This window comes from Pseudomonas sp. 24 E 13, assembly GCF_900004715.1.
GTDB lineage: Bacteria > Pseudomonadota > Gammaproteobacteria > Pseudomonadales > Pseudomonadaceae > Aquipseudomonas > Aquipseudomonas orientalis_A.
In genome coordinates this window covers 145,696-169,443 of the sequence record NZ_CVTO01000145.1, presented here as the reverse complement: position 1 = coordinate 169,443, position 23,748 = coordinate 145,696, and the positions used below count along the sequence as shown (strand labels likewise).

Below are 23,748 nucleotides of genomic sequence, written 5' to 3'. Positions count from 1 at the left end.
TTCAGCCTCGGCCTTTGCGACCAAAGAAGAACGACGCGATAAACATCACCAGGAAGACCACGAAGAGAATCTTGGCGATACCCGTAGCGGTGCCGGCGATACCACCGAAGCCCAGGACTGCAGCCACAATGGCGATGATCAGAAATGTGATTGCCCAACTCAACATGGTGATTCTCCTTAAGCTTTCATAGGGGTAACAGCGGTGATGCCATGCAGTCGCTCGACGCGAGCGACGATGTGTTGCTTAGAACACCCAGCGTTCTTGAACCGGCAGTTCGCTCAGGGTGGACTCCTGGTCTGCCAGTCGCAGTTGCGGGGCTGTTGCATCAGCAGTCGTGCTGCCAACGGAACGGAAATGGGTCTGGGTCATGACGGGACGTTCGAACTGCGGGGCCTGCTGCTGACTCTGCTGCCAATGCTGCATCTGCTGGCCGGCAATCAGCGTGACCATCAACGCCAGGCTGGCGAACAGACCTTGCTGCACATGAAGCGGCGATACACGCAATTGGCTGAGGCTTTGGCGAGTCATACTGCTTTCTCCCGCATTCTGATTATTCGGTCATGACGCTCTATGCAGTAACAACTATTGCAGAGCTCATGCCAGCTTTTTTATAAAATAAAACTCAATAAAATCAGACACTTAAGAATTATCTATCGGCACACAGCACAGCATCCTGCACGATGCACTGTCAGGGGCCGTGCGAAATGCACGATGGTCAGTGGTCGGGTCGAGGGATCGAAAGCGAATGGGCGATTGCCGAAGGGGCGAGAAGCTATGAAAACGCCACTAGATCGGGCCTTTTACTAGGGCGTGTAGGAAGATGTGCAGATAGCTACGCGATGCTTCCTTTTATCGATCAGAATAAACCATGCAACTTGCCCGATTATTCCGGGACTAAACACCAACATTCACAGTTAAGGAGCGCGGGACAGATGGAATCAGCCAAGGAACTTCAAGGCCGCATTCTTTTAGTGGATGACGAGTCCGCGATCCTCCGGACCTTCCGCTATTGCCTGGAAGATGAAGGCTACACCGTCGCCACCGCCAACAGCGCAGCCCAAGCCGATGCCTTGATGCAACGCCAAGTGTTCGACCTGTGCTTTCTCGACTTGCGCCTGGGCGAGGACAACGGCCTGGATGTATTGGCGCATATGCGTATTCAAGCGCCATGGATGCGTGTCGTGATCGTTACCGCCCATTCGGCGGTGGACACTGCAGTCGATGCGATCCAGGCCGGCGCCGCCGACTACCTGGTCAAGCCCTGCAGCCCGGACCAACTGCGCCTGGCCACCGCCAAGCAGCTTGAAGTACGCCAGCTCTCGGCACGCCTGGAAGCCCTGGAAGGCGCGGTGCGCCAGCCCAAGGACGGCCTCGACTCCCATAGCCCGGCCATGATGGTGGTACTGGAAACCGCACGGCAGGTCGCCGGCACCGATGCCAATATCTTGATCCTCGGCGAGTCAGGCACCGGTAAAGGCGAGTTGGCGCGGGCCATTCACGGCTGGAGCAAACGCTCGAAAAAATCCTGCGTGACCATCAACTGCCCATCGTTGACCGCAGAACTGATGGAGAGCGAACTGTTCGGCCACAGCCGCGGCGCATTTACCGGCGCCAGCGAGAGCACATTGGGCCGCGTCAACCAGGCCGACGGCGGCACGCTGTTTCTCGACGAGATCGGCGACTTTCCGCTGACTCTGCAACCCAAGTTGCTGCGATTCATTCAGGACAAGGAATACGAGCGAGTGGGCGACCCGGTTACCCGCCGCGCAGACGTGCGCATTCTCGCCGCCACCAACCTGAACCTGGAAGACATGGTGCGCGACGGCCGCTTCCGTGAAGACTTGCTGTACCGCCTCAATGTCATCACGTTGCACCTGCCGCCGCTGCGCGAGCGCAGCGAAGACATCCTCACCCTGGCCGACCGCTTCCTGGCGCGTTTCGTCAAGGAATATGCCCGCCCGGCGCGCGGCTTCAGCGATCAGGCGCGCGAAGCGCTGCTCAACTATCGCTGGCCCGGCAACATCCGCGAGCTGCGCAACGTGGTGGAGCGCGCCAGCATCATCTGCCCTCAGGAGAAGGTCGAGATCAGCCACCTCGGCATGGCCGAGCAACCGACCAACAACGCCCCACGCATCGGTGCGGCACTGAGCCTGGACGAATTGGAAAAAGCCCATATCGGCGCGGTACTTGCCACCAGCGATACGCTGGATCAAGCCGCCCGCACCCTCGGCATCGATGCGTCGACCCTGTATCGCAAACGCAAACAGTACAACTTATGAGCTGTACCTCATGAAGCTCGCGATGAAACTGCGCACCCGGTTATTCCTGAGCATCTCGGCGCTGATCACCGTGGCCCTGCTGGGGCTGATCCTGGGCCTGGTCAGCGTGATGCAGATGGCCAAGACCCAGGAGTCGTTGATTCGCAGCAATTTCGTCACCCTCGACCTGGGCGTGAAGTTGCGCCAGAGCCTGGGCGATCAACTGATCATGATGCTCGAAAAGCGGCCTGATCCGGCTGCCCTGCAAGCCTCCAAACAGCGCTACTTTGACCTGTTGGACCAGGGCATAGCCCATGAACAGAGTGACGGTCACACCCACGGTTTCGAGCAGGCACGCGAGGACTATCAGAACCTGCTGCAGGCTTTTGACGAGTCTCAACAGAACCCGTCTCTGCCGAGCAGCAGGCAAAAGCTCACTGAAGCCTTCAATACCCTGCGCAACGGGCTGATCGTCCACCACAAGCTGGCGCTGGAAAATATCAGCACCAGCGAGCATAAATCCCGTGAACGTGCGCTGCTCGTCGCCAGCTTGCTGGGGCTAGTGGGCCTTGCGGTGTTGATCATCGGCTTCGTGACCGCCCATGGCATTGCCCGGCGATTCGGTGCACCCATCGAAGCGCTGGCCAAGGCTGCCGATAAAATCGGGCAAGGCGATTTCGAAGTGACATTACCGATATCGACGGCGGCGGAAATGAACCTGCTGACCCGTCGCTTCGGCATCATGGCCGAGGCCTTGCGCCAACACCAGGCCACCAATGTCGATGAGTTGCTCGCCGGTCAGCAGCGCTTGCAGGCGGTGCTCGACAGCATCGACGATGGCCTGCTGATGATCGACCGCCAAGGCCGCCTTGAACACCTCAACCCCGTCGCGCAACGCCAGCTGGGTTGGGACGAGGAGCGCCTCGGCCAGGGCCTGGGCGAAGCGCTGGGCCGCCCGGAAATGGATGAACAACTGCATCTGGTGCTGCGCGGCGGCAACCTGGAGCGGGCGCCGGAAGATCTGGAAGTGGAAGTCGAAGGTGAGCTGCGCCTGCTGACGTACAGCCTGACCCCGGTGAGCCACACCGAGGGGCATATTCTGGGCGCCGTGATGGTGCTGCATGACGTCACCGAGCAACGTGCCTTTGAGCGGGTGCGCAGCGAGTTCGTGTTGCGCGCCTCCCATGAATTGCGCACACCGGTGACCGGCATGCACATGGCCTTCGGACTTTTCCGCGAGCGAGCCAAGTTCCCGGCTGAGTCGCGCGAAGCCGACCTGCTGGATACGGTCAACGAAGAAATGCAGCGGTTGATGCAACTGATCAACGATTTGCTCAATTTCTCGCGCTACCAGAACGGCCTGCAGAAACTCACGCTGGGGCCGTGCGACGTCACCGATCTGCTGGAACATGCCCGGGCCCGGTTCGCCGAACCGGCGAACGCGCAACGCGTCGAACTGCTGGTGGAAGCCCAGTCAGGCCTGCCACGCCTGTACGCCGACCAGGCGCAACTGGAACGCGTGCTCGACAACTTGCTGGGCAATGCCCTGCGGCATACTGCGGAGGATGGGCAGATTCGCTTGCAGGCGCGACGTCATGGCGAACGGGTAATTATCAGCGTCGAGGACAACGGTGAAGGCATTGCCTACGGCCAGCAAGGGCGCATTTTCGAGCCTTTCGTGCAGGTAGGGCGCAAGAAAGGCGGCGCCGGCCTGGGGCTGGCGCTGTGCAAGGAGATCGTGCAATTGCACGGCGGCCGCATGGGCGTGTATTCACGGCCGGGGCAGGGCACACAGTTCTATATGGCCTTGCCTCTGTAAGCACCCATTCAGCGTTGGTTCAAGGCGCGCAGGATTGCCGCGCTTTGTGCATCCGGCGTTCCGTCGAACAACGATGGGCGGAAACGCATCTGGAATGCGGCGATCACGTGACGCGTGGCCACGTCCAGCTCACCGGTTTGCGGCGTCGGGTAGCCCAGACGCGCCAGTTCTTCCTGGAACCAGGTGATGCTCGGCAACTGCGCGGCGTACTGCTGCTGCAATTGCGCCACTGCCTGGGCATTCGGCCAGACCCCCAGGCCCTCATCGGCCAGGCGCTTCCATGGGAACAACGGGCCCGGGTCCAATTTGCGCAGCGGCGCGATATCGCTATGCCCGATGATGTTCCTGGGGTTGATACCGTTACGCTTGCTGATGTCCTTGAGCAGCACCACCAGCGACTTCACCTGCGCCTCGGAGTACGGGTACCAGACCCGGCCGGTCGGAGTATCGCTATAGCCGGGGTTGACGATCTCGATGCCGATGGAGCTGGAGTTGAGCCAGGTACGCCCCATCCACTCGCTTTCCCCCGCATGCCAGGCACGCTGGCTTTCATCAACCAGCTTGTAAATTGTGCCTGAGGCGTCATCGCCGATCAGGTAATGGCTGCTGACCTGGCCGTGGGTCAGCAGCGCCAGGGAGCGCTCGAGGTTGGCAGAGGTGTAATGCACCACCACGAACTGCACGCGGTTGTCGTGATTCACGGAAGGATGGCTGGTATTGAGGCGCGGGCCGCTGGAGCAGCCGGCAAGCAGAACAACGGCAACGGCGATGAAGAAAGATTTCATAGGAGAAGGCATTACACAAAGGACGATAATGCAACAGTGTAACGTACCGCTGGCGGGCAAGCGGTCAAATTACATATTCAGAACATTTTTTACGCCGCCTGCACCCGATTACGCCCCGCCGCCTTGGCCCTGTAAAGCGCTTCATCGGCACGCTTGAGTACCAGATCACTGCGCTCGCCCGGCTGGAACTGCGCCACCCCCATGGATACCGTGATGGTCACCGGCTCGCCCTTGAAGTGGAACGGGCAAGCCTCGATGGCCACTCGCAGCATGTCACCGACAGCCAAGGCGTCCGCCAGGGCTGAATCGGGCATCAACAACACAAATTCTTCGCCACCGAAGCGCGCAATGAAATCAGTCGGACGCAGGCGTTTGCGCAGCACATTGGCGATGATCTTCAGGACTTTATCGCCGGCCAGGTGGCCGTAGCCGTCGTTGATGCGCTTGAAGTGGTCGAGGTCCAGCATGGCCAGTGACAGGCTGTTGCCACGCTGGTGCCAGGCATTGACCTCATGATCCAGGCGCTCACTCCAGGCCGCGCGGTTGGGCAGGCCGGTGAGCGGATCGATCAGCGCCTTCTGGCGCTGTATCTCCAAATGCTCACGATAGCCCTGGGCTTCCTGCTCCATGTTCGCCACCCGTTCAGCCAGGCCCTGGAGCCGCGCGGCCACTTCCTGCTCGCGCTGGTCGCGCTGTTGTCGGTGCTCGTCCATGGTGCCGAGCAAGCCCTCGAGGTGGCTCTCCAGCACCTGCTTGAGGCTGTCCAGATCGGCGGCGTCCTGCACGCTGCTTTGCAGGCCGTCTACCTGTTCGCGAATTTGCGTGTCCAGCTCCCGCGCGGCGGAGCGGCTGTCGGCGTGCCCTTCGCTGGCGACCTGCAGGTGACCCTGGAATGCCTCAAGACGCTCGTTGAGCTGCTTAAGGTAAGCCTCGAACTCATGCTGGCCGCTGTCGGTAACCGCCAGCATCAGCACCGCCAGGTCATCGAGGATCGGCAGCAGCTCGTACCAGTTCAAGCCATGGGCCAGACGTTCGCGCATGGCTTCGGCCTGTGGTCGGTGGCCCTCGGGCAGGGCCAGGTCTTCCAGCAGGCCGAGTAAGGTGTCTTCAATATGCTTGGCAACCGAGCTATAGGAAGGCTCGGGCGAATCGGGCAGGGCGTAGAGACCATCCGACTGCAGGGCGTGGGAGTCAGGCTCTGCGGTATCCAATACGGGCGGGAGTGAAAGGCTGCCGATCAGCGTTTCCTCTGGCGTATCGACGGGGTCTTGGGGCGCTTCGATAAAAGCCGCGAGTGCGCTTTCGGCAGCGGCGTCTTCGGCTGGGGTGTCAGGCGCCTCACGATCGAAGGCTTCGTCGGGCATGGGCGCGAGCGACGTTTGAGCAGGCACTTGGAGCTCGGACTTTACGCTGGCCGGTGCCTCTTTGACGGCGGCCGCAGGCTCAGGCGCAGAGACGTCCGTTGTCGGCGGCAACGGCGCGAAAGCTCGCAATGCCTGGGTCAGTTCCTCGGACTGCGCGGGCTCCGGGGCTTCAGGCGCTGCAGGCGAGGGCGCGACGGAGAGCGGCGCAGGGGGTGTCTCGGGCTCGGGCGCTTCGCTCGAGTGCTCCTTGGCACCAAACAGGCGCTGCAATAACCCGGGCCCGGAGCGCGGCGTTTCGCCATCCGGCTCCAGGTTATTCAGCGCCTGTTCCTGCAGGCTGCTCAACTCGCTGAGCAGCAGCGGTATTTCCCGTGCCTGCCCGACTCGACCGTCAAGCTGCTTGGCGAAGGTTTTCAGCGGGCGCGCCACCTCACGGGGCAGCGGCAGTTTCTGCAACTGCGCGACCAGGGCGGTGAGGGCGGTACTGATTTGGTCAACCCGGGTTTCGCGGCGCTGCTCGGAATCCAGCACGGCCTTTTCCAGACGCGGCAGCAGGGCGGCCAGGGCAGCGTCCATGTCGTCAGTGCGCACGACATCGCGCATTTCCTTCATGCATTGATCGACAGCGCGGTCAGTCCCTTCCGCCGCCAGCGTGCTGCGCACCAGCCCTCGACGTAACAGATCGAGGCGGGCGGCCCAGCGGCGTTCGAGCTTGTCTTGCTGCTCAACGCCTTTAAGGTACTTTTCTTTCCAGCGCTGGGCGTCGTCGCTCATGCAACAGGTCCGCCGGGGCCAGGACTCAACGCGGGGAACGCATCAGCCGTCAGAAAGCCCGGCAGACGAATTTCCACCGCGACCGGCAGGTGATCGGAAATGGGGTGCGCCAGCACCTGCACACTTTCCAGTGTGAGGCTCGGGCTGAGCAGGATATGGTCCAGACAGCGCTGCGGGCGCCAACTGGGAAACGTGGCTTCGACTTGCGGCGCCAGTAGGCCGAGGTCACGCAGCGGGGAATTCTGCAGCAGGTCGTTGGCGTGGGTGTTCATGTCCCCCATCAACACCTGGTGCTTGTAGTTGCCAATCAAGTCGCGCACGTAGGCCAACTGAAGGTTGCGCGTACGCCCGCCGAGGGCCAGGTGCATCATCACCACTACCAAGGCTTCCGGGCCTTCGCCGAAGCGCACCAGGATCGCACCACGCCCCTTGGGGCCTGGCAACGGGTGATCCTCGATGACTGTCGGCTTCAGGCGACTGAGCACACCATTGCTGTGCTGCGCCAGGCGCCCGAGGTTGCGATTGAGTTGCTGGTACCAGTAGGGGAAGGCACCGAGCTGGGCAAGGTGCTCCACCTGATTGATGTAGCCGGAGCGCAGGCTGCCGCCGTCGGCTTCCTGCAGGGCGACCAGGTCGAAGTCGCTGAGCAGGTCGCCGATTTTCTGCAGGTTGCCGGTACGCCCCTTGTGGGGCAGCAAGTGCTGCCAGCCACGCGTGAGGTAGTGCCGATATTTCTCGGTACTGTTACCCACCTGAATATTGAAACTGAGCAGGCGCAAGCGGCTGTCCGCCGGCAGGCCTGTGGACTCCAGGTGATGTTCGTTGACCTGCGGATCATGCAGGCCGACGACACGCTCGGTACCCCAACGACGCATGGCGAGCCCCTTACTTGGCTGCGCGCTCTTTGGCGATCAGCTGGTCGGCGACATTGAGGACCGCTTCAGGACCACCGGCAGTGCCAAGGTCAAAACGGTACTTGCCGTTGACGATCAGGGTCGGTACGCCTTGCACGCCATACTTCTGCGCGAGTTCCTTGGCCTGCTTGATCTGGCCCTGGATGGCAAAGGAATTGAAGGTGGCCAGGAACTTGTCTTTATCGACACCTTGGGTGGCCACGAAGTCAGCCATTTCTTCCGGCTTGGTCAGGCGCTTGCCTTCTTTCTGGATCGCGTTAAATACCGCGTTGTGGACCTTATGCTCCACACCCATGGCTTCCAGGGTCAGGAACAGCTGGCCGTGGGCATCCCATGGGCCACCGAACATGGCCGGAATGCGTTTGAAGTTCACGTCCTTGGGCAGCTTCTCGGCCCAAGGGTTGATGGTCGGTTCAAAGGCGTAGCAATGCGGGCAGCCATACCAGAACAGCTCCACCACCTCGATTTTGCCGGGCACCGAAACCGGGACCGGGTTAGTCAGTTCAACGTAGGTTTTACCGGCTTCAAGCGGCACGTCGGCAGCTTGTGCGGTCATGCCGAAGAGACTGGCAGTGACGAGAGCGGCGCTGAGGATCAGTTTACGCATGCTTTACTCCTGGACAAATAAAGTCGCCTCACGCGACCTTTATGTGTGACAGGTCTACGCGGACATGAGTTCGTTAGTGTAACGGCAGCGGCCACAAAAAAGGGCGGCCGTGGCCACCCTTTTTATGCTTGCATCGACGGATTAATCGAGCGTTAACGTTGCCGTCTGTCAGTGCAGGCCCTGGATGTAACTGGAGATTGCAGCAATGTCTTCATCGCTCAGTTTGCGGGCGATGGTGCGCATGGTCATTGCGTCGCCATCATTGGCCCGGCCGGCGTCTTCCTTGCGGAAGTCGGTCAGCTGTTTGGCGATGTAGGCAGCGTGCTGGCCGCTCAAGTGCGGGAAGCCGGCGGCGGCGTTGCCTGCGCCATTTGGCGAATGGCAGCCGGTACAGGCGGGCAGGCCCTTGTCCAGGTCGCCGCCACGGAACAGTTTCTCGCCGCGGGCGACCAGTTTCGGATCAGCAGCTCCCACACTGCCTTTCTGGCTGGCAAAATACGCCGCGATGTCAGCGATGTCCTGATCGCTGGAGTTGGCCAGCAAGCCGGTCATTTCCAGCACCACGCGCTTGCCATCCTTGATTTCGCGCATCTGCTTGGCCAGGTAACGTTCACCCTGGCCGGCCAATTTGGGGAAGTTCGGCGCCGGGCTGTTACCGTCCGGTCCATGGCAAGCACCACACACGGCGGCTTTCGCCTGCCCCGCGGTAGCGTCGCCTGCGGCATGGGCAACACCGGTGATGCCCAAGGTCAACAGCAGACTCACGATCAGTTTGTTCATCAGCTAATCCAACTACGGCTAAGGGTTTAAGAGTTATCTACCGGGTTTACTCACCATCAACTCATTGATGGCCTGGTAATCCTCGGTACTGCAGTCCATGCACAAACCACGCGGCGGCATTGCCTTGAAACCCTGGGGCAATCACTTGATCATGTGGCGATCAATTCAGGGTTTGAGAGCGTTTTGCGTTCTAATGCGCAATAAAGGTCTTTTCGCTCCCGTGAACGTCATCCTTCGCTGGGACAAAGCACACACAAAATCTGCGGCATTATATACTGGCGCTACTGAAACGGAAACGACACCGCTTGCCGCACCCTTTTTCGGCACCGCCCACATCGGAAATCTCATGCAACTCAAGAATCCCATCCTCGGCCTGTGCCAACAGTCCACCTTCATGCTCAGCGCCGCCAAAGTGGACCAATGCCCCGATGACGAAGGCTTTGAAGTCGCCTTTGCCGGCCGTTCCAACGCTGGCAAGTCCAGCGCCCTGAACACGCTCACCCATGCCAGCCTGGCACGCACCTCGAAAACCCCGGGTCGCACGCAGTTACTCAATTTCTTCAAGCTAGACGATGATCGGCGTCTGGTCGACCTGCCGGGCTACGGTTATGCAAAAGTCCCTATCCCGTTGAAGCTGCACTGGCAGCGTCACCTGGAGGCTTACCTGGGTGGTCGGGAGAGTTTGAAAGGTCTGATCCTGATGATGGACATCCGTCATCCAATGACCGATTTCGACCTGTTGATGCTCGATTGGGCGGTCGCCAGCGGCATGCCGATGCATATCCTGCTGACCAAGGCCGACAAGCTGACCTACGGCGCGGCCAAGAACACCCTGCTCAAAGTGCAGTCCGAAATCCGCAAGGGTTGGGGCGATGCCATCACCATCCAATTGTTCTCCGCGCCAAAGCGCATGGGCCTGGAAGACGCCTACACCGTACTGGCCGGCTGGATGGAATTGGCGGACAAGGGCGCGGAAATCGCCGAATAACTTTTCTACAGGCAAAAAAAACCCCGGACTTCGTATGGGGAGGGGAAGTTCGGGGTCCAAGTTCCGAACCGCTAGGGCGGGGTCCGGATATCTGCCAACACTTAACACAACATAGGAGCATTGAAGGGCTTCACCACCCATTCAGTAACTCTGAGTGGCAGTTCACAGGTTAAGTTCCGGCAGGTTCAAAAAACACTTGGAAATAACTGACGGTAGCTTCCGATCTAAAGCGTTTCGCCATCACCGGGTGTGACGGCGAAACCGCAGAATCAATGCGCCTCGTCCCAGTTATCGCCCACGCCCACGTCCACCACCAGGGGCACGTCCAACTGAGCGGCAGCGCTCATGTGCTCGCGAATTCTTTCGCTGACCTCGGCGACCAGATCCTCACGGACCTCCATTACCAGTTCGTCGTGCACCTGAAGGATAACCTTGGCGTCCAGGCCTGACTCAGTCAGCCAGTTGTCCACCTTCACCATGGCTTTCTTGATGATGTCCGCTGCCGTGCCCTGCATCGGCGCGTTGATCGCGGTGCGTTCTGCCGCCGCGCGCTCCTGGGGCTTGTTGGAGTTGATGTCCGGCAAGTACAGGCGCCGCCCGAAGAAGGTTTCCACGTAGCCCTGGTCCGCCGCCTGGGCACGGGTGCGCTCCATGTACTCGCGCACACCGGGGTAGCGGGCGAAGTACACATCGATATAGGCCTTGGCGGTCTTGGTGTCGACGCCAATGTCCTTGCCCAGCTTCTGGGCGCCCATGCCATAGATCAGGCCGAAGTTGATCGCCTTGGCGCTGCGGCGCTGGTTGGAGGTGACTTCGCTCAATTCAACCTTGAACACCTCGGCAGCCGTGGCGGTGTGCACGTCCAGATCGTTGCGAAAGGCATTCATCAACCCTTCGTCCTTGGACAGGTGCGCCATGATCCGCAGTTCGATCTGCGAGTAGTCCGCCGCCAGCAGCTTGTAACCCTTGGGCGCGATAAACGCCTGGCGAATGCGTCGCCCCTCGGCGGTGCGCACCGGGATGTTCTGCAGGTTCGGATCGCTGGAGGACAGACGCCCGGTCGCCGCCACCGCCTGGTGGTAGGACGTATGAATACGCCCGGTACGCGGGTTGATCTGTTCCGGCAGGCGGTCGGTGTAGGTGCTTTTTAGCTTGCTCATGCTGCGGTACTGCATGAGTACCTTGGGCAATGGAAAATCATCCTCCGCCAGTTTGGCCAGCACTTCTTCAGCGGTGGATGCCTGGCCCTTGCCGGTTTTTTTCAACACGGGCATGCCGAGCTTCTCGTAGAGGATCGCCCCGAGCTGCTTGGGCGAGCCCAGGTTGAATGTCTCGCCGGCGATTTCGAAGGCCTGGCGCTCCAGCTCGATCATCTTGTTGCCCAGCTCGATGCTCTGGATGCCCAGCAGATCCTTGTCCACCAAGGCACCCTGGCGCTCGATACGCGCCAGCACCGGCACCAGCGGTATTTCGATATCCGTCAGCACACTGGCCAGGCTCGGGATCGCGGTCAACTTCGCGTGCAGTGCCTGATGCAGGCGCAAGGTCACGTCGGCATCTTCGGCCGCGTAAGGGCCGGCTTGCTCCAGAGCGATCTGGTCGAAGGTCAGCTGCTTGGCGCCCCTGCCGGCGATGTCCTGGAAGCTGACGGTGGCGTGGTCAAGGTACTTCTTCGCCAGACTGTCCATGTCATGGCGGGTCGCGGTGGAGTTCAGCACGTAGGATTCGAGCATGGTATCGAAGGCGATGCCGCGCACGGTGATGCCCTGCGCCGGGTCGCCACCGATGGCGCAGTTGGCCAGGATGTTCATGTCGAACTTGGCGTGCTGGCCGACCTTGAGCTTGGCCGGATCTTCCAGCAAGGGCTTCAAGGCCAGCAGTACGGTGTCACGGTCCAATTGCTCCGGCGCACCCGTGTAGGCATGCGTCAGCGGGATATAGGCGGCTTCGTGGGCCTGCACCGCAAACGACAGCCCAACCAATTGGGCCTGTTGGGCGTCGATCCCGGTGGTCTCGGTATCGAAGGCAAACAACGTCGCGTCGTTGAGTTTCTTCAGCCACAGATCAAACGTGGCCTGGTCAAGAATGGTGGTGTACGCCGTCTCCACCGGCACCGCGAGAACCGCCTCGGCAGGCAGCTCGGCGGCAGGTGCAACTTCGTTGGTCGCCTTGAGTTCGACACGCTTGCTATCGCGCTGGATCTCGTCGTACCAGCTCTTGAACTCGAGCAGCGTGTACAGCTCCAGCAACTTTTCGCGATCCGGCTCGATCAGGTGCAAGTCGTCCAGGCCGATGTCCAGGGGCACGTCGATTTTGATCGTCGCCAGTCGATAGGACAGGAATGCCATCTCCTTGTGCTCTTCCAGCTTGGCCGGCAGCGTCTTGGCGCCACGAATCGGCAGGGTCGGCACAATGTCCAACTGCTCATACAGCTCTTTGAGACCGCCATTGACCCCCACCAGCAGACCGGAGGCGGTCTTCGGACCAATGCCGGGAACCCCAGGGATGTTGTCGGAGGAATCGCCCATCAACGCCAGATAATCGATGATCTGCTCCGGAGCGACGCCGAATTTCTCCTTTACGCCCTCGATGTCCATCGAACTACCGGTCATGGTATTGACCAAGGTAATGTGCCCGTCCACCAGTTGCGCCATGTCCTTGTCGCCGGTGGAGATCACCACCGGGCGGTCAGCGGCGGCGCTGCTGCGGGCCAGGGTGCCGATCACGTCATCGGCCTCGACGCCTTCGACGCACAGCAACGGGAAGCCCAGGGCGATCACGCTCTGGTGCAGGGGTTCGATCTGCAGGCGCATGTCATCGGGCATGCTCGGGCGATTGGCCTTGTAGTCGGCGAACATTTCATCGCGAAAGGTCCCGCCCTTGGCGTCGAATACCACGGCGAACGGGCTGTCCGGGTATTGCTTGCGCAGGCTCTTGAGCATGTTCAACACGCCCTTGACCGCACCGGTCGGCAGGCCTTTGGAGGTGGTCAACGGTGGCAGCGCGTGGAAGGCGCGGTACAGATAAGAAGAACCGTCCACCAGGACGAGGGGCGCTTGGCTCATGAGCAGGATCAACCTTTTCGGCGGGTCAGGCGCTAGAATAGCCGGACCAATGAAAACAAAGGGACAAGGTTATCATGCGTACATTCAATCGCCTGCTGTTGACTGGCTTGATTGCACTCGCTCCGATGGCTGCCATGGCGGCAGACGATGCGCCATCGGGCGATCCGGAAGTGACCATTCGCACGGAAGGCGACAAGACCATCCAGGAGTACCGTCAAAACGGCTTCCTGTATGCCATCAAGGTAACGCCAAAAGGCGCTCCACCGTATTTCCTGGTACGCGCGGATGGAACCGACGCGAACTTCATCCGTTCTGACCAGCCGGATATGCTGATCCCGTCATGGAAGATCTTCGAATGGAAATGATTCCCTAATTTCAACCGGCGCCGCCCTGAGCGGTGCCCGTAACGGCAGTTTTAACCATGTCTGTGTTCACCCCCCTGGCTCGGTCCGAGCTGGAAACCTTTCTTGCCCCTTATGGGCTCGGCCGCCTGCTTGATTTCCAGGGGATTGCCGCCGGTAGCGAAAACACCAATTTCTTTATCAGCCTGGAGCAGGGCGAGTTCGTCCTGACCCTGGTCGAGCGCGGCCCCGTGGCAGAAATGCCATTTTTTATCGAACTGCTCGACGTGCTCCACGACGCCGACCTGCCGGTGCCCTACGCCCTGCGTACCACCGACGGTATCGCTTTGCGCGAACTCAAGGGCAAACCCGCCTTGCTGCAACCGCGCCTGGCCGGCAAGCACATCACGCACGCCAACGCCCAGCATTGCGCCCAGGTCGGCGACCTGCTCGGCCACCTGCACCTGGCGACCCAGGGCGCCAAGGTCCTGGAGCGCAAGACCGATCGCGGGCTGGAGTGGATGCTCAGTGAAGGCGCGCAATTGATTTCCCATCTGAACGACGCACAACAGCGCCTGTTGCAGGACGCGTTGAACGAGATAGAAGCCCACAAGGCGCAGATTCTCGCCCTGCCACGCGCCAACGTTCATGCCGACCTGTTCCGCGACAACGCGATGTTCGAAGGCACGCACCTGACCGGCCTGATCGACTTCTACAACGCCTGCTCCGGGCCGATGCTGTATGACGTCGCCATCGCCTTGAATGACTGGTGTTCGAACGCCGACGGCGTGATTGATGGGCCGCGCGCCCGTGCGCTGCTGGGTGCTTATGCGGGGTTGCGGCCGTTTACCGCCAAGGAAGCCGAGCTATGGCCGACCATGTTGCGTGTGGCGTGCGTGCGGTTCTGGCTGTCGCGGCTGATCGCAGCCGAGTCGTTTGCCGGGCAGGATGTGCTTATTCACGACCCTGCCGAATTCGAGCATCGCCTGCTGCAGCGCCAACAGGTGGCTGTGCATCTGCCGTTCGCGCTCTAAAGACCTGCTCGCTCCAAATGTAGGAGCGAGCTCGCTCGCGAAAAACGTCAACGATAACGCGTGCTTTCTGAATGAACGCGGCGCCTGTGAGTTTTTCGCGAGCAAGCTCGCTCCTACAACAAGCCTTAACGCTTGCCCCACATTTAGAGTGACTCCAGGCATCCAGCCAGGTCGTTGCCCAATTTCTCCAGCACCTGCTCATACCCCTGCGCAGTGGCCGGGGTGTAGCCGCCCAGCGCATCCAGCTCTGCCAATTTAACCGGCAACCCGGCAACCAATGTTTCGGCCAATCGCGGCCGCAGCGGCGGCTCGCTGAACACGCACGTCTTGCCCACTTCCTGCAGCCGCGTACGCATCGCCGCCACATGCTGGGCGCCGGGCTGCACTTCGGCGGCTACGCTGAACACGCCGGTGTGCTTCAAGCCGTAAGCGTCTTCGAAGTAATCAAAGGCCTCGTGAAACACAAAGTAAGGCTTGCCTTCAACACCTGCCAGACGCTTCTTCAAGCGTATATCCAAAGCATCCAGGCGACCCGCAAAGGCTTTGGCGTTGCTCTGGTAACGCTCGGCGTTGGCCGGGTCGGCCGCACTGAGGTCAGCCGCCATGCGCGCCGCGATGACACGCGCGTTCACCGTCGACAACCACAAATGCGCATCAACGCTGCCGGGACGATGATCGTGATCATGCTCGTCGGCTTCGTCGGCATGGGAGTGGCTATCTTCGCCGAAACGGCGCAGTTTCATGCCTGGCAGGTCCTGCACGGCGACCGTCGCCGCGGTACGGCCTTTCAGCACGCGCGGCAGAAAAGTTTCCATGTCAGGCCCGATCCAGTACAGCAGGTCGACCGACTGCACGCGCCGTACGTCGGATGGACGCAAGGCGAAGTTATGCGGCGACGCACCCGGCGGCAACAACACCTCCGGAACGGCCACTCCGTCCTGCACAGCCGCGGCGATCAGTTGCAGCGGCTTGATGCTGGTCAGCACCTTGACGTCGGCCTGAGCGGCGCCAGCCACGAACAAACTGGTGACAAATACGACAAAAACGGGAAAAAGTCGGGACACGATGACCACTCAATGGCATAGGAACAGGTAACATAATAACGTCTCTATCAAATATCTGTCGCCGCTCATGCCTATAACACCGCTTGCCAGCCGTCCCCATGACCACTCTCACTGCGTTCACACCGCATTGTCGGAGGCCGACACCCTATGCGCGCAGAAGGGCTTGCGCCTGACCGCGCTGCGTCGACGCGTGCTGGAGCTGGTGTGGCAAAGCCACAAGCCGCTGGGCGCGTACGACATCCTTGGCGTGCTGAGCGAACAGGACGGCCGCCGCGCCGCGCCACCTACGGTTTACCGCGCGCTGGATTTCCTGCTGGAAAACGGTCTGGTGCACCGCATCGCCTCGCTCAACGCATTTGTCGGCTGCAACCACCCGGAGCACGCGCACCAGGGCCAGTTCCTGATTTGCCGCGAGTGCCACGCCGCCATCGAGCTTGAACAGAAAAGCATCAGTGATGCCATCGTCAAAAGCGCCGCCGGAGTCGGCTTCAGCGTCGAAGGGCAAACGGTCGAAGTGGTCGGCCTGTGCTCGGGCTGTCAGGGGGCTTGATGAGCAACCCGTTAATCCGCCTGGAGCAGGTCGGGGTCACGTTCGCCGGGCAACACGTGCTGGACAACATTGCGCTGAGCGTGGAGCCGGGGCAGATCGTGACCCTGATCGGCCCCAATGGCGCCGGCAAGACCACCCTGGTGCGCGCCGTGCTCGGCCTGCTCAAGCCCGACCGCGGCAGCGTATGGCGCAAGCCCCGGCTGCGCGTGGGCTATATGCCGCAGAAGCTGCACGTGGACCCCACGTTGCCGCTGTCGGTATTGCGCTTTCTGCGCCTGGTGCCCGGTGTAGACCGCGCCCGCGCCCAGGCGGCGCTCAAGGAAGTCGGCGCCGAACAGGTGATCGACAGCCCGGTGCAGAGCATCTCCGGCGGTGAAATGCAGCGCGTGCTGCTGGCCCGCGCCCTGCTGCGCGAGCCGGAGTTGCTGGTGCTCGATGAGCCGGTGCAAGGCGTCGACGTCGCCGGCCAGGCCGAGCTGTACAGCCTGATTACCCGTTTGCGCGATCGCCATGGCTGCGGCGTGCTGATGGTCTCCCACGACTTGCACCTGGTGATGAGCACCACCGATCAAGTGGTCTGCCTCAACCGTCACGTGTGCTGCTCCGGCCACCCGGAACAGGTCAGCGGCGACCCGGCGTTCGTCGAGCTGTTCGGTAAGAACGCGCAAAGTCTGGCGATCTATCACCACCATCACGACCACGCCCACGATCTGCATGGCGCCGTTGTCGATGACACTTCTACCCCCCACGTTCATGGAGATAGCTGCAAGCATGGCTGATTTTCTGCTCTACGCCCTGCTGGCAGGCTTGGCTCTGGCGTTGGTGGCGGGCCCGCTGGGCTCGTTCGTGGTCTGGCGGCGCATGGCGTACTTTGGCGACACCTTGTCCCATGCCGCACTGCTTGGCGTGGCCATGGGCTTCCTGCTCGACGTGAGCCCGACCATCGCCGTAACCGTCGGCTGCCTGCTGCTGGCGGTGTTACTGGTGACGCTGCAGCAGCGCCAGCCGCTGGCGTCCGACACGCTGCTGGGCATCCTGGCGCCGAGCACCCTGTCCCTGGGACTGGTGGTACTGAGCTTCATGCATGAAGTGCGCATCGACCTGATGGCCTACCTGTTTGGCGATCTGCTGGCGATCAGCCCTACCGATCTTGCGTGGATCCTCGGTGGCAGCGCGGCGGTGCTGGCGGTACTGGTGAGCCTGTGGCGCCCGCTGTTGGCAATCACCGTGCATGAGGAGCTTGCAACGGTCGAAGGTTTGCCCGTGCCGGCCCTGCGCCTGGCGCTGATGCTGTTGATCGCGGTGGTGATCGCTGTCGCGATGAAGATTGTCGGCGTATTGTTGATCACCTCGCTGCTGATCATTCCAGCCGCCGCCGCTCAGCGCCATGCCCGTTCGCCGGAGCAAATGGCCATCGGCGCCAGTCTGCTGGGCATGCTGGCAGTGTGTGGGGGCCTGGCCTTGTCATGGTTCAAAGACACGCCGGCCGGGCCGTCGATTGTGGTGTCGGCGGCCGCCCTGTTTCTGCTGAGTTTTGTCCTGCCCCGTCGAGGGGTGTAGACTTGCTCGCTTTTTGCGCAAATAGAGAGTCGCAGGAATGAAGCCGTTCACTTTCCGTTATCTGCTCCTTGCCGCATTTTCCCTGCTGCTGGGCGCCTGTCAAAGCACACCGCCCGCCGCCCCCGAAGCGCCGGACCCGCGCGCTGCGGCCATCGCGCAGCTGGAGCAAAACCTGGCCAGCAGCGAATTGGCCACGGCCGAAGACCAGCTCGCCACCTTGCAGGCCCAATCGCCCAATGACCCGGCGCTCGAGGCTTACCAGCGCCAGCTGGCCGAAGCCTACTTGCAGCGCAGCCAGATCGTGCTGCAAAAGGGTGACGTCAACGCCGCCGCCACGGCGCTAAGCCGTGCCCGCGCGCTGATGCCCAAGGCCCCGGCCCTGACCGGCGGCGTCAACAGCGCCATCAGTCATGCGCGCAAAGCCGAGCTGGATCAGGCCGAGGCCGCCCTGAAAGCGGCCGAAGCCAAGCCCGCCGCCAAGGTCATCGACCCGGCGGCGCCGAGCACCACCGTGGCGTTGAATTTGGCGGATGTCGAAGCCATGCGCCATCAGCTGGATGCCATCGCCACCGACGTGGTGAATTACCAGTGCGACGTCAGCATCCAGGTGCCACGCACCGAGGATTACCCGTGGCTGGCCACATTGCTGACCAAACGGGTGAAGCGAATTGATTCGGGGTATGACCTGAAGATTCACCGGCAGATTCTGAAGCACATTCCGGCGCAGGTTGTGCTGATTCCGCGTAAGGCGGACTAAAAGCATCGGGGGCAAGCCCCCTCCCACATTGGAATTCAGTTCAAATGTGGGAGGGGCGGTGCGACGATTCGACTTGCCCCCGATGACGATCTAACAAACAACCAACAAATTAAGCCGGAATAGCCTTAGCCTTCGGCTCCCGCTCCCATACCCGATGCTGAGCAATCGCGGCAAAGAACGCCTTGAACGCCTTGGCATCCGCCCCCACGATCAACCCCGCATCCGCTTCCAGCTTCAACAGGTCGAGCAATGGCTTCACGTCGCTGGCGACCGCAATGGCCTTCAGGTGCTTGTACGCTTCCAGCACGTAATGCAATGCCACGCCGTCGCCGCTCAGGGCCTTGACCGACTCCTTGCCGCCCGGGATAAACACCGCGTCAAACGCAATGGACGGCATGCCTTCCATCGACGCATCCACCGGCAGCGACTTGCCATCGGCCGTGGTCACAGGCGCCGACGTCGGCCCGAGCAGCTTGGCATGCGCACCTTCAGCCTCCAGGGCTGCCTTGAGTGCAGCAATCGCCGCACCGTCCACGCCGTTCGCCGCCAGAATTGCCACTTTGCGCGTCTTGATATCGCCCGACAGCAAGTTCACCTGGCTCAAGGCCGGCGATTCCTTCAACGAGGTCTCACGCACAGGCACCGTGCCTTTGGTCGGCGCCGGCAAGCCCAGGTTCTGCGCAACGCGCTTGGCCAGTTCCAGGTCGATGTTGGCCAGAATATCATTCACCTGGCGGGCACGAATATGCTCGCGCTCGACCTTGCCCAACTCGAAGCTGTAGGCGGCGATGATGTGCTCTTTCTCGTGATGGCTCATGCTGTTGAAGAACAGCGTGGCCTGGGAGAAGTGGTCGCCGAACGATTCGCTGCGCTCGCGCACTTTGTTGGCATCCACGCGCTCGTAGTAAGTCTCGAAGCCACCATCCGTAGGACCGGCAGGTGTTTCCTTCGGCCAGCCCCCATCGATGGAGTTGGGCTCATAAGCCGCACGCCCTTTATCGATCACGGTGCGATGCTGAGCGTCGCGCTGGCCGTTATGGAACGGCGCCACTGGGCGGTTGATCGGGATCTCATGGAAATTCGGGCCGCCGAGACGACTGATCTGGGTGTCCGTGTAGGAAAACAGACGACCTTGCAGCAGTGGGTCGTTGGTGAAGTCGATACCCGGCACGATATGGCCCGGGCAGAACGCAACCTGCTCGACCTCGGCAAAGAAGTTGTCCGGGTTACGGTTGAGCACCATCTTGCCCAGCGGCGTGATCGGTACCAGTTCCTCCGGGATGATCTTGGTCGGGTCGAGCAGGTCGAAGTCGAACTTATGCTCGTCTTCTTCTGCAACGATCTGAACACCCAGTTCCCACTCGGGGTAGTCGCCGCTTTCGATCGATTCCCACAGGTCGCGACGGTGGTAGTCGGTGTCTTTACCGGCCAGCTTTTGCGCTTCGTCCCATACCAGCGAGCAAGTGCCGACTTTTGGCCGCCAGTGAAACTTCACAAAGCTCGACTTGCCTTCGGTGTTGATCAAACGGAAGGTATGCACGCCAAAGCCCTGCATGGCACGCAGGCTTTTTGGAATGGCGCGGTCAGACATTGCCCACACCACCATATGCGCCGACTCGGGCACCAGCGAGACAAAATCCCAGAAGGTATCGTGCGCCGACCCGCCGGTAGGAATCTCGTTGTGCGGTTCGGGCTTAACGGCATGCACGAAGTCAGGAAACTTGATCGCATCCTGAATGAAGAACACCGGCATGTTGTTGCCCACCAGGTCGAAGTTGCCTTCCTCGGTGAAAAACTTCACGGCGAAACCGCGTACGTCACGCACGGTGTCACCGGAACCGCGCGGGCCCTGCACTGTGGAAAAACGCGCGAACACCGGGGTTTTATGCTCTGGAGTCCGTAGGAAACCGGCCTTGGTCAGCGCCGAATGGTCGCCGTAGCTCTGGAAATAGCCATGGGCGCCAGTACCACGGGCATGCACGATGCGCTCCGGAATACGCTCATGGTCAAAGTGCGTGATCTTTTCACGCATGATGAAGTCTTCCAGCAGCGACGGGCCACGCGCGCCGACCTTCAGGGTGTTCTGGTTGTCGGAGATCTTCACGCCCTGGTTGGTGCGCAGGGCCTGACCGGTCGCATCGGAACGGAATTCTTCCAGCGCCTGCAGTTTGGCGTTGGTATTGCCTCGGTCCAGGGTATCAGTGCCCGCGAGTTCACTCTTCGGCGGGGTGGCTGGCTTCTTGGTACTCATCAGTCAAAACTCCTTAGTCAAAGTGGCCAGAGCGGTCCCCGGCTCATTTGAGCGAAACCCCGGACACGGCACCCGGGAGATCGAATTGCTTAAGTAGTGACTGACAGGGTTTTGAGCCGTTCCTTTTTTATGACCTTTGGTCTCGTTATTGCCAAATCGCTGGATGGATGCGAAATAAATGCTAAGAAACGCTATACGGACAGGCTAAAATGCGCGCCCGGCTAACCGCTGATCCCTTTTCCATGCGCCCCACAAGGTTCGCTACGTGATCGAGTTTCAAAACGTCCATAAAACCTACCGCGTCGCCGGTAAGGATATTCCCGCCCTGCACCCCACCAGCCTGCGCGTCGAAAACGGCCAGGTGTTTGGCCTGATTGGCCACTCGGGTGCGGGAAAAAGTACCCTGCTGCGCCTGATTAACCGCCTCGAAGAACCCAGTGGCGGGAAGATCACGGTTGACGGTGAAGAAGTCACCGCGCTGGATGCCAACGGCCTGCGCCGTTTTCGCCAGCAGGTCGGGATGATCTTCCAGCACTTCAACCTGCTGGCGTCCAAGACCGTTGCAGACAACGTGGCGCTGCCGCTGACATTGGCCGGCGAATTGTCGCGCAAGGACATCGACCTGCGCGTGGCTGAACTGCTCGCCCGCGTGGGCCTGTCGGACCACGCCAGGAAGTACCCGGCGCAATTGTCCGGCGGCCAGAAACAGCGCGTCGGCATCGCCCGCGCCCTGGCCACCAAACCCAAGATCCTGCTGTGCGACGAGGCCACCAGCGCCCTCGACCCGCAGACCACCGCCTCGGTCCTGCAACTGTTGGCCGAGATCAACCGCGAACTCAAGCTGACCATCGTGTTGATCACCCATGAAATGGATGTGATTCGCCGCGTCTGCGACCAGGTGGCCGTGATGGACGCCGGCGTGATCGTCGAGCAAGGCTCGGTGGCCGACGTGTTCCTGCATCCAGAGCATCCGACCACCAAGCGCTTCGTCCAGGAAGCTGAACAGGTCGACGAAGGCGAGCAACGCGACGACTTCGCCCACGTGCCGGGCCGTATCGTGCGCCTGACCTTCCAGGGGGACGCGACCTACGCGCCATTGCTGGGTACCGTCGCCCGGGAAACGGGGGTGGACTACAGCATCCTCGCCGGTCGTATCGACCGCATCAAAGACATTCCCTACGGGCAATTGACCCTCGCCGTCACCGGCGGTGACATGGACGCCGCGTTTGCGCGCTTCACCGCCGCCGACGTTCATATGGAGGTGCTGCGCTAATGGACGTTTTCCTGAGTTTCTTTGCCAACATCGACTGGTCCGAAATCTGGCTCGCCACTGGCGATACCATGATCATGCTGTTCGGTTCGCTGCTCTTCACGGTCGTGCTCGGCCTGCCGTTGGGCGTACTGCTGTTTCTGACGAGCCCGCGCCAACTGTTCGAACAGAAGGGCCTATATGCGCTGCTGTCGCTGGTCGTGAACATCCTGCGCTCGCTGCCGTTCATTATCCTGCTGATCGTCATGATTCCGTTCACGGTGTTGATCACCGGGACATCGCTGGGTGTGGCAGGTGCGATTCCGCCGCTGGTCGTGGGCGCCACACCGTTCTTTGCGCGACTGGTGGAAACCGCCTTGCGTGAAGTCGACCGCGGCATCATCGAGGCCACTCAGTCGATGGGCGCAACGACGCGTCAGATCATCACCAACGCCCTGCTGCCCGAAGCCCGCCCCGGCATCTTTGCAGCGATTACGGTGACGGCGATTACACTGGTGTCCTACACGGCGATGGCCGGGGTAGTCGGTGCCGGTGGCCTGGGCGACCTGGCGATCCGCTTCGGTTACCAACGCTTCCAGACCGATGTAATGGTGGTCACCGTGGTAATGCTGTTGATCCTGGTGCAAATTCTGCAAACCGTCGGCGACAGGCTGGTGGTGCACTTTTCTCGAAAATAACGGCCATTGCCGGCCTTCTGCCGGCAGATGCCCGAACAAGGAGCTTGCTGGATGAAAAAACTACTGGTTGCTTTCGCCGCCGTTGCCGCGTTTTCCGCCCATGCCGAGACCATCACGGTCGCCGCATCGCCGGTGCCGCACGCGGAAATCCTCGAATTCGTGAAACCTGCGCTGGCCAAAGAAGGCGTAGACCTGCAGGTCAAAGTCTTCACCGACTATGTACAGCCGAACGTACAGGTGGCTGAAAAGCGCCTGGACGCCAACTTCTTCCAGCACCAGCCGTACCTGGATGAGTTCAACAAGGCCAAGGGCACTCACCTGGTGAGCGTCGGCGGCGTGCACCTGGAACCGCTGGGCGCGTACTCGAGCAAATACAAGAAGCTGGCCGACCTGCCTGACGGCGCCAACGTGGTGATCCCGAACGACGCCACCAACGGCGGCCGCGCCCTGTTGCTGCTGGCCAACAATGGCCTGATTACCCTGAAGGACCCGACCAACATCCTGTCGACCATCAAGGACATCACCGGTAACACCAAAAACCTGAAATTCCGCGAACTGGAAGCCGCCACCCTGCCGCGCGTACTGACCCAGGTCGACCTGGCGCTGATCAACACCAACTACGCGCTGGAAGCCAAGCTGGACCCGTCCAAGGACGCCCTGGTGATCGAAGGCAGCGACTCGCCTTACGTCAACATCCTGGTGACCCGCGAAGACAACAAGGATTCGGACGCCGTGAAGAAGCTGGTTGCAGCCCTGCACACGCCTGAAGTGAAGCAATTTATCGAAGAGAAGTACAAAGGCGCGATCAAGCCGGCGTTCTGATTCAAAGCGGACGCAGAGCGTAGGAACGATCTCCAACACACTGGAGATCAAAATGTGGGAGGGGGCT

Annotated in this window: 22 protein-coding genes and 1 pseudogene; 12 read left to right on the top strand and 11 right to left on the bottom strand. The window is 61.0% G+C overall.

Features of this window, described 5'->3' with window-relative positions; translation table 11 throughout:
• Window position 1 precedes the first annotated feature (1 nt).
• Both BFP90_RS20665 and BFP90_RS20660 read right to left on the bottom strand, forming a co-directional pair.
• A complete protein-coding gene (locus tag BFP90_RS20665) occupies window positions 2-166 on the bottom strand; it encodes a DUF1328 domain-containing protein (protein ID WP_003187386.1) in 165 nt (54 codons plus the stop codon).
• A 78-nt stretch (window positions 167-244) separates the two neighbouring features.
• The gene (locus BFP90_RS20660) at window positions 245-529 is read right to left on the bottom strand and encodes a hypothetical protein (protein WP_065895292.1); all 285 of its coding nucleotides are present in this window, start codon (window positions 527-529) and stop codon (window positions 245-247) included.
• Between the two features lie 404 nt (window positions 530-933).
• On the opposite strand from BFP90_RS20660, the gene algB reads away from it, so the two are divergent.
• Window positions 934-2,280, top strand: a complete 1,347-nt coding sequence (algB, locus tag BFP90_RS20655) for a sigma-54-dependent response regulator transcription factor AlgB (protein WP_057725682.1) — start codon at window positions 934-936, stop codon at window positions 2,278-2,280.
• Between the two features lie 10 nt (window positions 2,281-2,290).
• The gene (locus BFP90_RS20650; RefSeq protein WP_065895291.1) at window positions 2,291-4,078 is read left to right on the top strand and encodes an ATP-binding protein; all 1,788 of its coding nucleotides are present in this window, start codon (window positions 2,291-2,293) and stop codon (window positions 4,076-4,078) included.
• 8 nt (window positions 4,079-4,086) lie between these two features.
• Here the strand turns inward: BFP90_RS20650 and BFP90_RS20645 are convergent, their stop codons facing one another.
• The 6 genes and pseudogenes from BFP90_RS20645 to BFP90_RS29290 form a co-directional block, all read right to left on the bottom strand.
• Window positions 4,087-4,863: an N-acetylmuramoyl-L-alanine amidase gene (locus BFP90_RS20645; protein ID WP_065897861.1), complete on the bottom strand. Its 777-nt coding sequence runs from the start codon at window positions 4,861-4,863 to the stop codon at window positions 4,087-4,089.
• Between the two features lie 89 nt (window positions 4,864-4,952).
• Complete coding sequence (locus BFP90_RS20640; protein ID WP_065897860.1) at window positions 4,953-7,001, bottom strand: GGDEF domain-containing protein; 2,049 nt, start codon at window positions 6,999-7,001, stop codon at window positions 4,953-4,955.
• Entirely contained in the window at window positions 6,998-7,876 is an 879-nt protein-coding gene (locus BFP90_RS20635; protein ID WP_065895288.1) for an endonuclease/exonuclease/phosphatase family protein, read from the bottom strand. Before BFP90_RS20635 ends, BFP90_RS20640 begins: the two co-directional genes overlap by 4 nt.
• Before the next feature lie 10 nt (window positions 7,877-7,886).
• Complete coding sequence (dsbA, locus tag BFP90_RS20630) at window positions 7,887-8,522, bottom strand: thiol:disulfide interchange protein DsbA (protein WP_065895287.1); 636 nt, start codon at window positions 8,520-8,522, stop codon at window positions 7,887-7,889.
• A 168-nt stretch (window positions 8,523-8,690) separates the two neighbouring features.
• On the bottom strand, window positions 8,691-9,302 hold the full coding sequence (locus BFP90_RS20625; protein WP_065895286.1) for a c-type cytochrome: 612 nt from the start codon (window positions 9,300-9,302) through the stop codon (window positions 8,691-8,693).
• 33 nt (window positions 9,303-9,335) lie between these two features.
• A pseudogene (locus BFP90_RS29290) lies at window positions 9,336-9,437 on the bottom strand (cytochrome); the annotation flags it as partial.
• Between the two features lie 211 nt (window positions 9,438-9,648).
• Here BFP90_RS29290 and yihA point away from each other — a divergent pair.
• Window positions 9,649-10,290 (top strand): ribosome biogenesis GTP-binding protein YihA/YsxC, encoded by a 642-nt coding sequence (yihA, locus tag BFP90_RS20620; protein WP_042943980.1) that lies wholly within the window; start codon window positions 9,649-9,651, stop codon window positions 10,288-10,290.
• Window positions 10,291-10,559: 269 nt separating this feature from the next.
• On the opposite strand, the gene polA is transcribed toward yihA, so the two are convergent.
• Entirely contained in the window at window positions 10,560-13,355 is a 2,796-nt protein-coding gene (gene polA, locus BFP90_RS20615) for a DNA polymerase I (protein WP_065897859.1), read from the bottom strand.
• 74 nt (window positions 13,356-13,429) lie between these two features.
• Between polA and BFP90_RS20610 the strand changes: the two genes are divergently transcribed.
• Both BFP90_RS20610 and BFP90_RS20605 read left to right on the top strand, forming a co-directional pair.
• Window positions 13,430-13,720, top strand: coding sequence for a DUF2782 domain-containing protein (locus tag BFP90_RS20610; RefSeq protein WP_017528747.1), 291 nt, complete (start codon window positions 13,430-13,432; stop codon window positions 13,718-13,720).
• 56 nt (window positions 13,721-13,776) lie between these two features.
• Complete coding sequence (locus BFP90_RS20605) at window positions 13,777-14,730, top strand: homoserine kinase (RefSeq protein WP_065897858.1); 954 nt, start codon at window positions 13,777-13,779, stop codon at window positions 14,728-14,730.
• Between the two features lie 143 nt (window positions 14,731-14,873).
• Here the strand turns inward: BFP90_RS20605 and BFP90_RS20600 are convergent, their stop codons facing one another.
• Window positions 14,874-15,803 carry a zinc ABC transporter substrate-binding protein gene (locus tag BFP90_RS20600; protein ID WP_065895283.1) on the bottom strand — a complete coding sequence of 310 codons (930 nt, stop codon included), beginning with the start codon at window positions 15,801-15,803 and terminating at the stop codon, window positions 14,874-14,876.
• A gap of 58 nt (window positions 15,804-15,861) precedes the next feature.
• Here BFP90_RS20600 and zur point away from each other — a divergent pair, with 58 nt between their 5' ends.
• From zur to BFP90_RS20580, 4 genes are read left to right on the top strand one after another with little or no spacing between them, the layout of a single operon-like run.
• A complete protein-coding gene (zur, locus tag BFP90_RS20595) occupies window positions 15,862-16,344 on the top strand; it encodes a zinc uptake transcriptional repressor Zur (protein ID WP_065895282.1) in 483 nt (160 codons plus the stop codon).
• Entirely contained in the window at window positions 16,344-17,123 is a 780-nt protein-coding gene (znuC, locus tag BFP90_RS20590) for a zinc ABC transporter ATP-binding protein ZnuC (RefSeq protein ID WP_065895281.1), read from the top strand. The genes zur and znuC overlap by 1 nt, the downstream gene beginning before the upstream one ends.
• Complete coding sequence (gene znuB / locus BFP90_RS20585) at window positions 17,116-17,904, top strand: zinc ABC transporter permease subunit ZnuB (RefSeq protein WP_065897857.1); 789 nt, start codon at window positions 17,116-17,118, stop codon at window positions 17,902-17,904. Before znuC ends, znuB begins: the two co-directional genes overlap by 8 nt.
• A 37-nt stretch (window positions 17,905-17,941) precedes the next feature.
• Entirely contained in the window at window positions 17,942-18,661 is a 720-nt protein-coding gene (locus tag BFP90_RS20580; protein WP_065895280.1) for a PA5502 family lipoprotein, read from the top strand.
• Window positions 18,662-18,770: 109 nt separating this feature from the next.
• Here the strand turns inward: BFP90_RS20580 and katE are convergent, their stop codons facing one another.
• Complete coding sequence (katE, locus tag BFP90_RS20575; RefSeq protein ID WP_065897856.1) at window positions 18,771-20,912, bottom strand: catalase HPII; 2,142 nt, start codon at window positions 20,910-20,912, stop codon at window positions 18,771-18,773.
• 265 nt (window positions 20,913-21,177) lie between these two features.
• Between katE and BFP90_RS20570 the strand changes: the two genes are divergently transcribed.
• Genes BFP90_RS20570 through BFP90_RS20560 form a run of 3 tightly spaced genes read left to right on the top strand, consistent with a single transcriptional unit; the run spans window position 21,178 to window position 23,681 of the window.
• Entirely contained in the window at window positions 21,178-22,185 is a 1,008-nt protein-coding gene (locus BFP90_RS20570; RefSeq protein WP_065895278.1) for a methionine ABC transporter ATP-binding protein, read from the top strand.
• Complete coding sequence (locus tag BFP90_RS20565; protein WP_065897855.1) at window positions 22,185-22,859, top strand: methionine ABC transporter permease; 675 nt, start codon at window positions 22,185-22,187, stop codon at window positions 22,857-22,859. The genes BFP90_RS20570 and BFP90_RS20565 overlap by 1 nt, the downstream gene beginning before the upstream one ends.
• A gap of 51 nt (window positions 22,860-22,910) precedes the next feature.
• Window positions 22,911-23,681: a MetQ/NlpA family ABC transporter substrate-binding protein gene (locus BFP90_RS20560; RefSeq protein WP_065886768.1), complete on the top strand. Its 771-nt coding sequence runs from the start codon at window positions 22,911-22,913 to the stop codon at window positions 23,679-23,681.
• Window positions 23,682-23,748: the final 67 nt, after the last annotated feature.

Excerpts from the sequence above, each read along its gene's own strand:
- BFP90_RS20565 (WP_065897855.1), top strand. The coding sequence starts at position 22,185 with ATGGACGTTTTCCTGAGTTTCTTTGCCAACATCGACTGGTCCGAAATC.
- BFP90_RS20610 (WP_017528747.1), top strand. The coding sequence starts at position 13,430 with ATGCGTACATTCAATCGCCTGCTGTTGACTGGCTTGATTGCACTCGCT.
- BFP90_RS20560 (WP_065886768.1), top strand. The coding sequence starts at position 22,911 with ATGAAAAAACTACTGGTTGCTTTCGCCGCCGTTGCCGCGTTTTCCGCC.
- BFP90_RS20635 (WP_065895288.1), bottom strand. The coding sequence starts at position 7,876 with ATGCGTCGTTGGGGTACCGAGCGTGTCGTCGGCCTGCATGATCCGCAG.
- zur (WP_065895282.1), top strand. The coding sequence starts at position 15,862 with ATGCCTATAACACCGCTTGCCAGCCGTCCCCATGACCACTCTCACTGC.
- znuB (WP_065897857.1), top strand. The coding sequence starts at position 17,116 with ATGGCTGATTTTCTGCTCTACGCCCTGCTGGCAGGCTTGGCTCTGGCG.
- BFP90_RS20660 (WP_065895292.1), bottom strand. The coding sequence starts at position 529 with ATGACTCGCCAAAGCCTCAGCCAATTGCGTGTATCGCCGCTTCATGTG.
- dsbA (WP_065895287.1), bottom strand. The coding sequence starts at position 8,522 with ATGCGTAAACTGATCCTCAGCGCCGCTCTCGTCACTGCCAGTCTCTTC.
- polA (WP_065897859.1), bottom strand. The coding sequence starts at position 13,355 with ATGAGCCAAGCGCCCCTCGTCCTGGTGGACGGTTCTTCTTATCTGTAC.
- BFP90_RS20605 (WP_065897858.1), top strand. The coding sequence starts at position 13,777 with ATGTCTGTGTTCACCCCCCTGGCTCGGTCCGAGCTGGAAACCTTTCTT.
- BFP90_RS20665 (WP_003187386.1), bottom strand. The coding sequence starts at position 166 with ATGTTGAGTTGGGCAATCACATTTCTGATCATCGCCATTGTGGCTGCA.
- BFP90_RS20650 (WP_065895291.1), top strand. The coding sequence starts at position 2,291 with ATGAAGCTCGCGATGAAACTGCGCACCCGGTTATTCCTGAGCATCTCG.
- znuC (WP_065895281.1), top strand. The coding sequence starts at position 16,344 with ATGAGCAACCCGTTAATCCGCCTGGAGCAGGTCGGGGTCACGTTCGCC.
- katE (WP_065897856.1), bottom strand. The coding sequence starts at position 20,912 with ATGAGTACCAAGAAGCCAGCCACCCCGCCGAAGAGTGAACTCGCGGGC.
- BFP90_RS20640 (WP_065897860.1), bottom strand. The coding sequence starts at position 7,001 with ATGAGCGACGACGCCCAGCGCTGGAAAGAAAAGTACCTTAAAGGCGTT.
- algB (WP_057725682.1), top strand. The coding sequence starts at position 934 with ATGGAATCAGCCAAGGAACTTCAAGGCCGCATTCTTTTAGTGGATGAC.
- BFP90_RS20580 (WP_065895280.1), top strand. The coding sequence starts at position 17,942 with ATGAAGCCGTTCACTTTCCGTTATCTGCTCCTTGCCGCATTTTCCCTG.
- BFP90_RS20645 (WP_065897861.1), bottom strand. The coding sequence starts at position 4,863 with ATGAAATCTTTCTTCATCGCCGTTGCCGTTGTTCTGCTTGCCGGCTGC.
- yihA (WP_042943980.1), top strand. The coding sequence starts at position 9,649 with ATGCAACTCAAGAATCCCATCCTCGGCCTGTGCCAACAGTCCACCTTC.
- BFP90_RS20625 (WP_065895286.1), bottom strand. The coding sequence starts at position 9,302 with ATGAACAAACTGATCGTGAGTCTGCTGTTGACCTTGGGCATCACCGGT.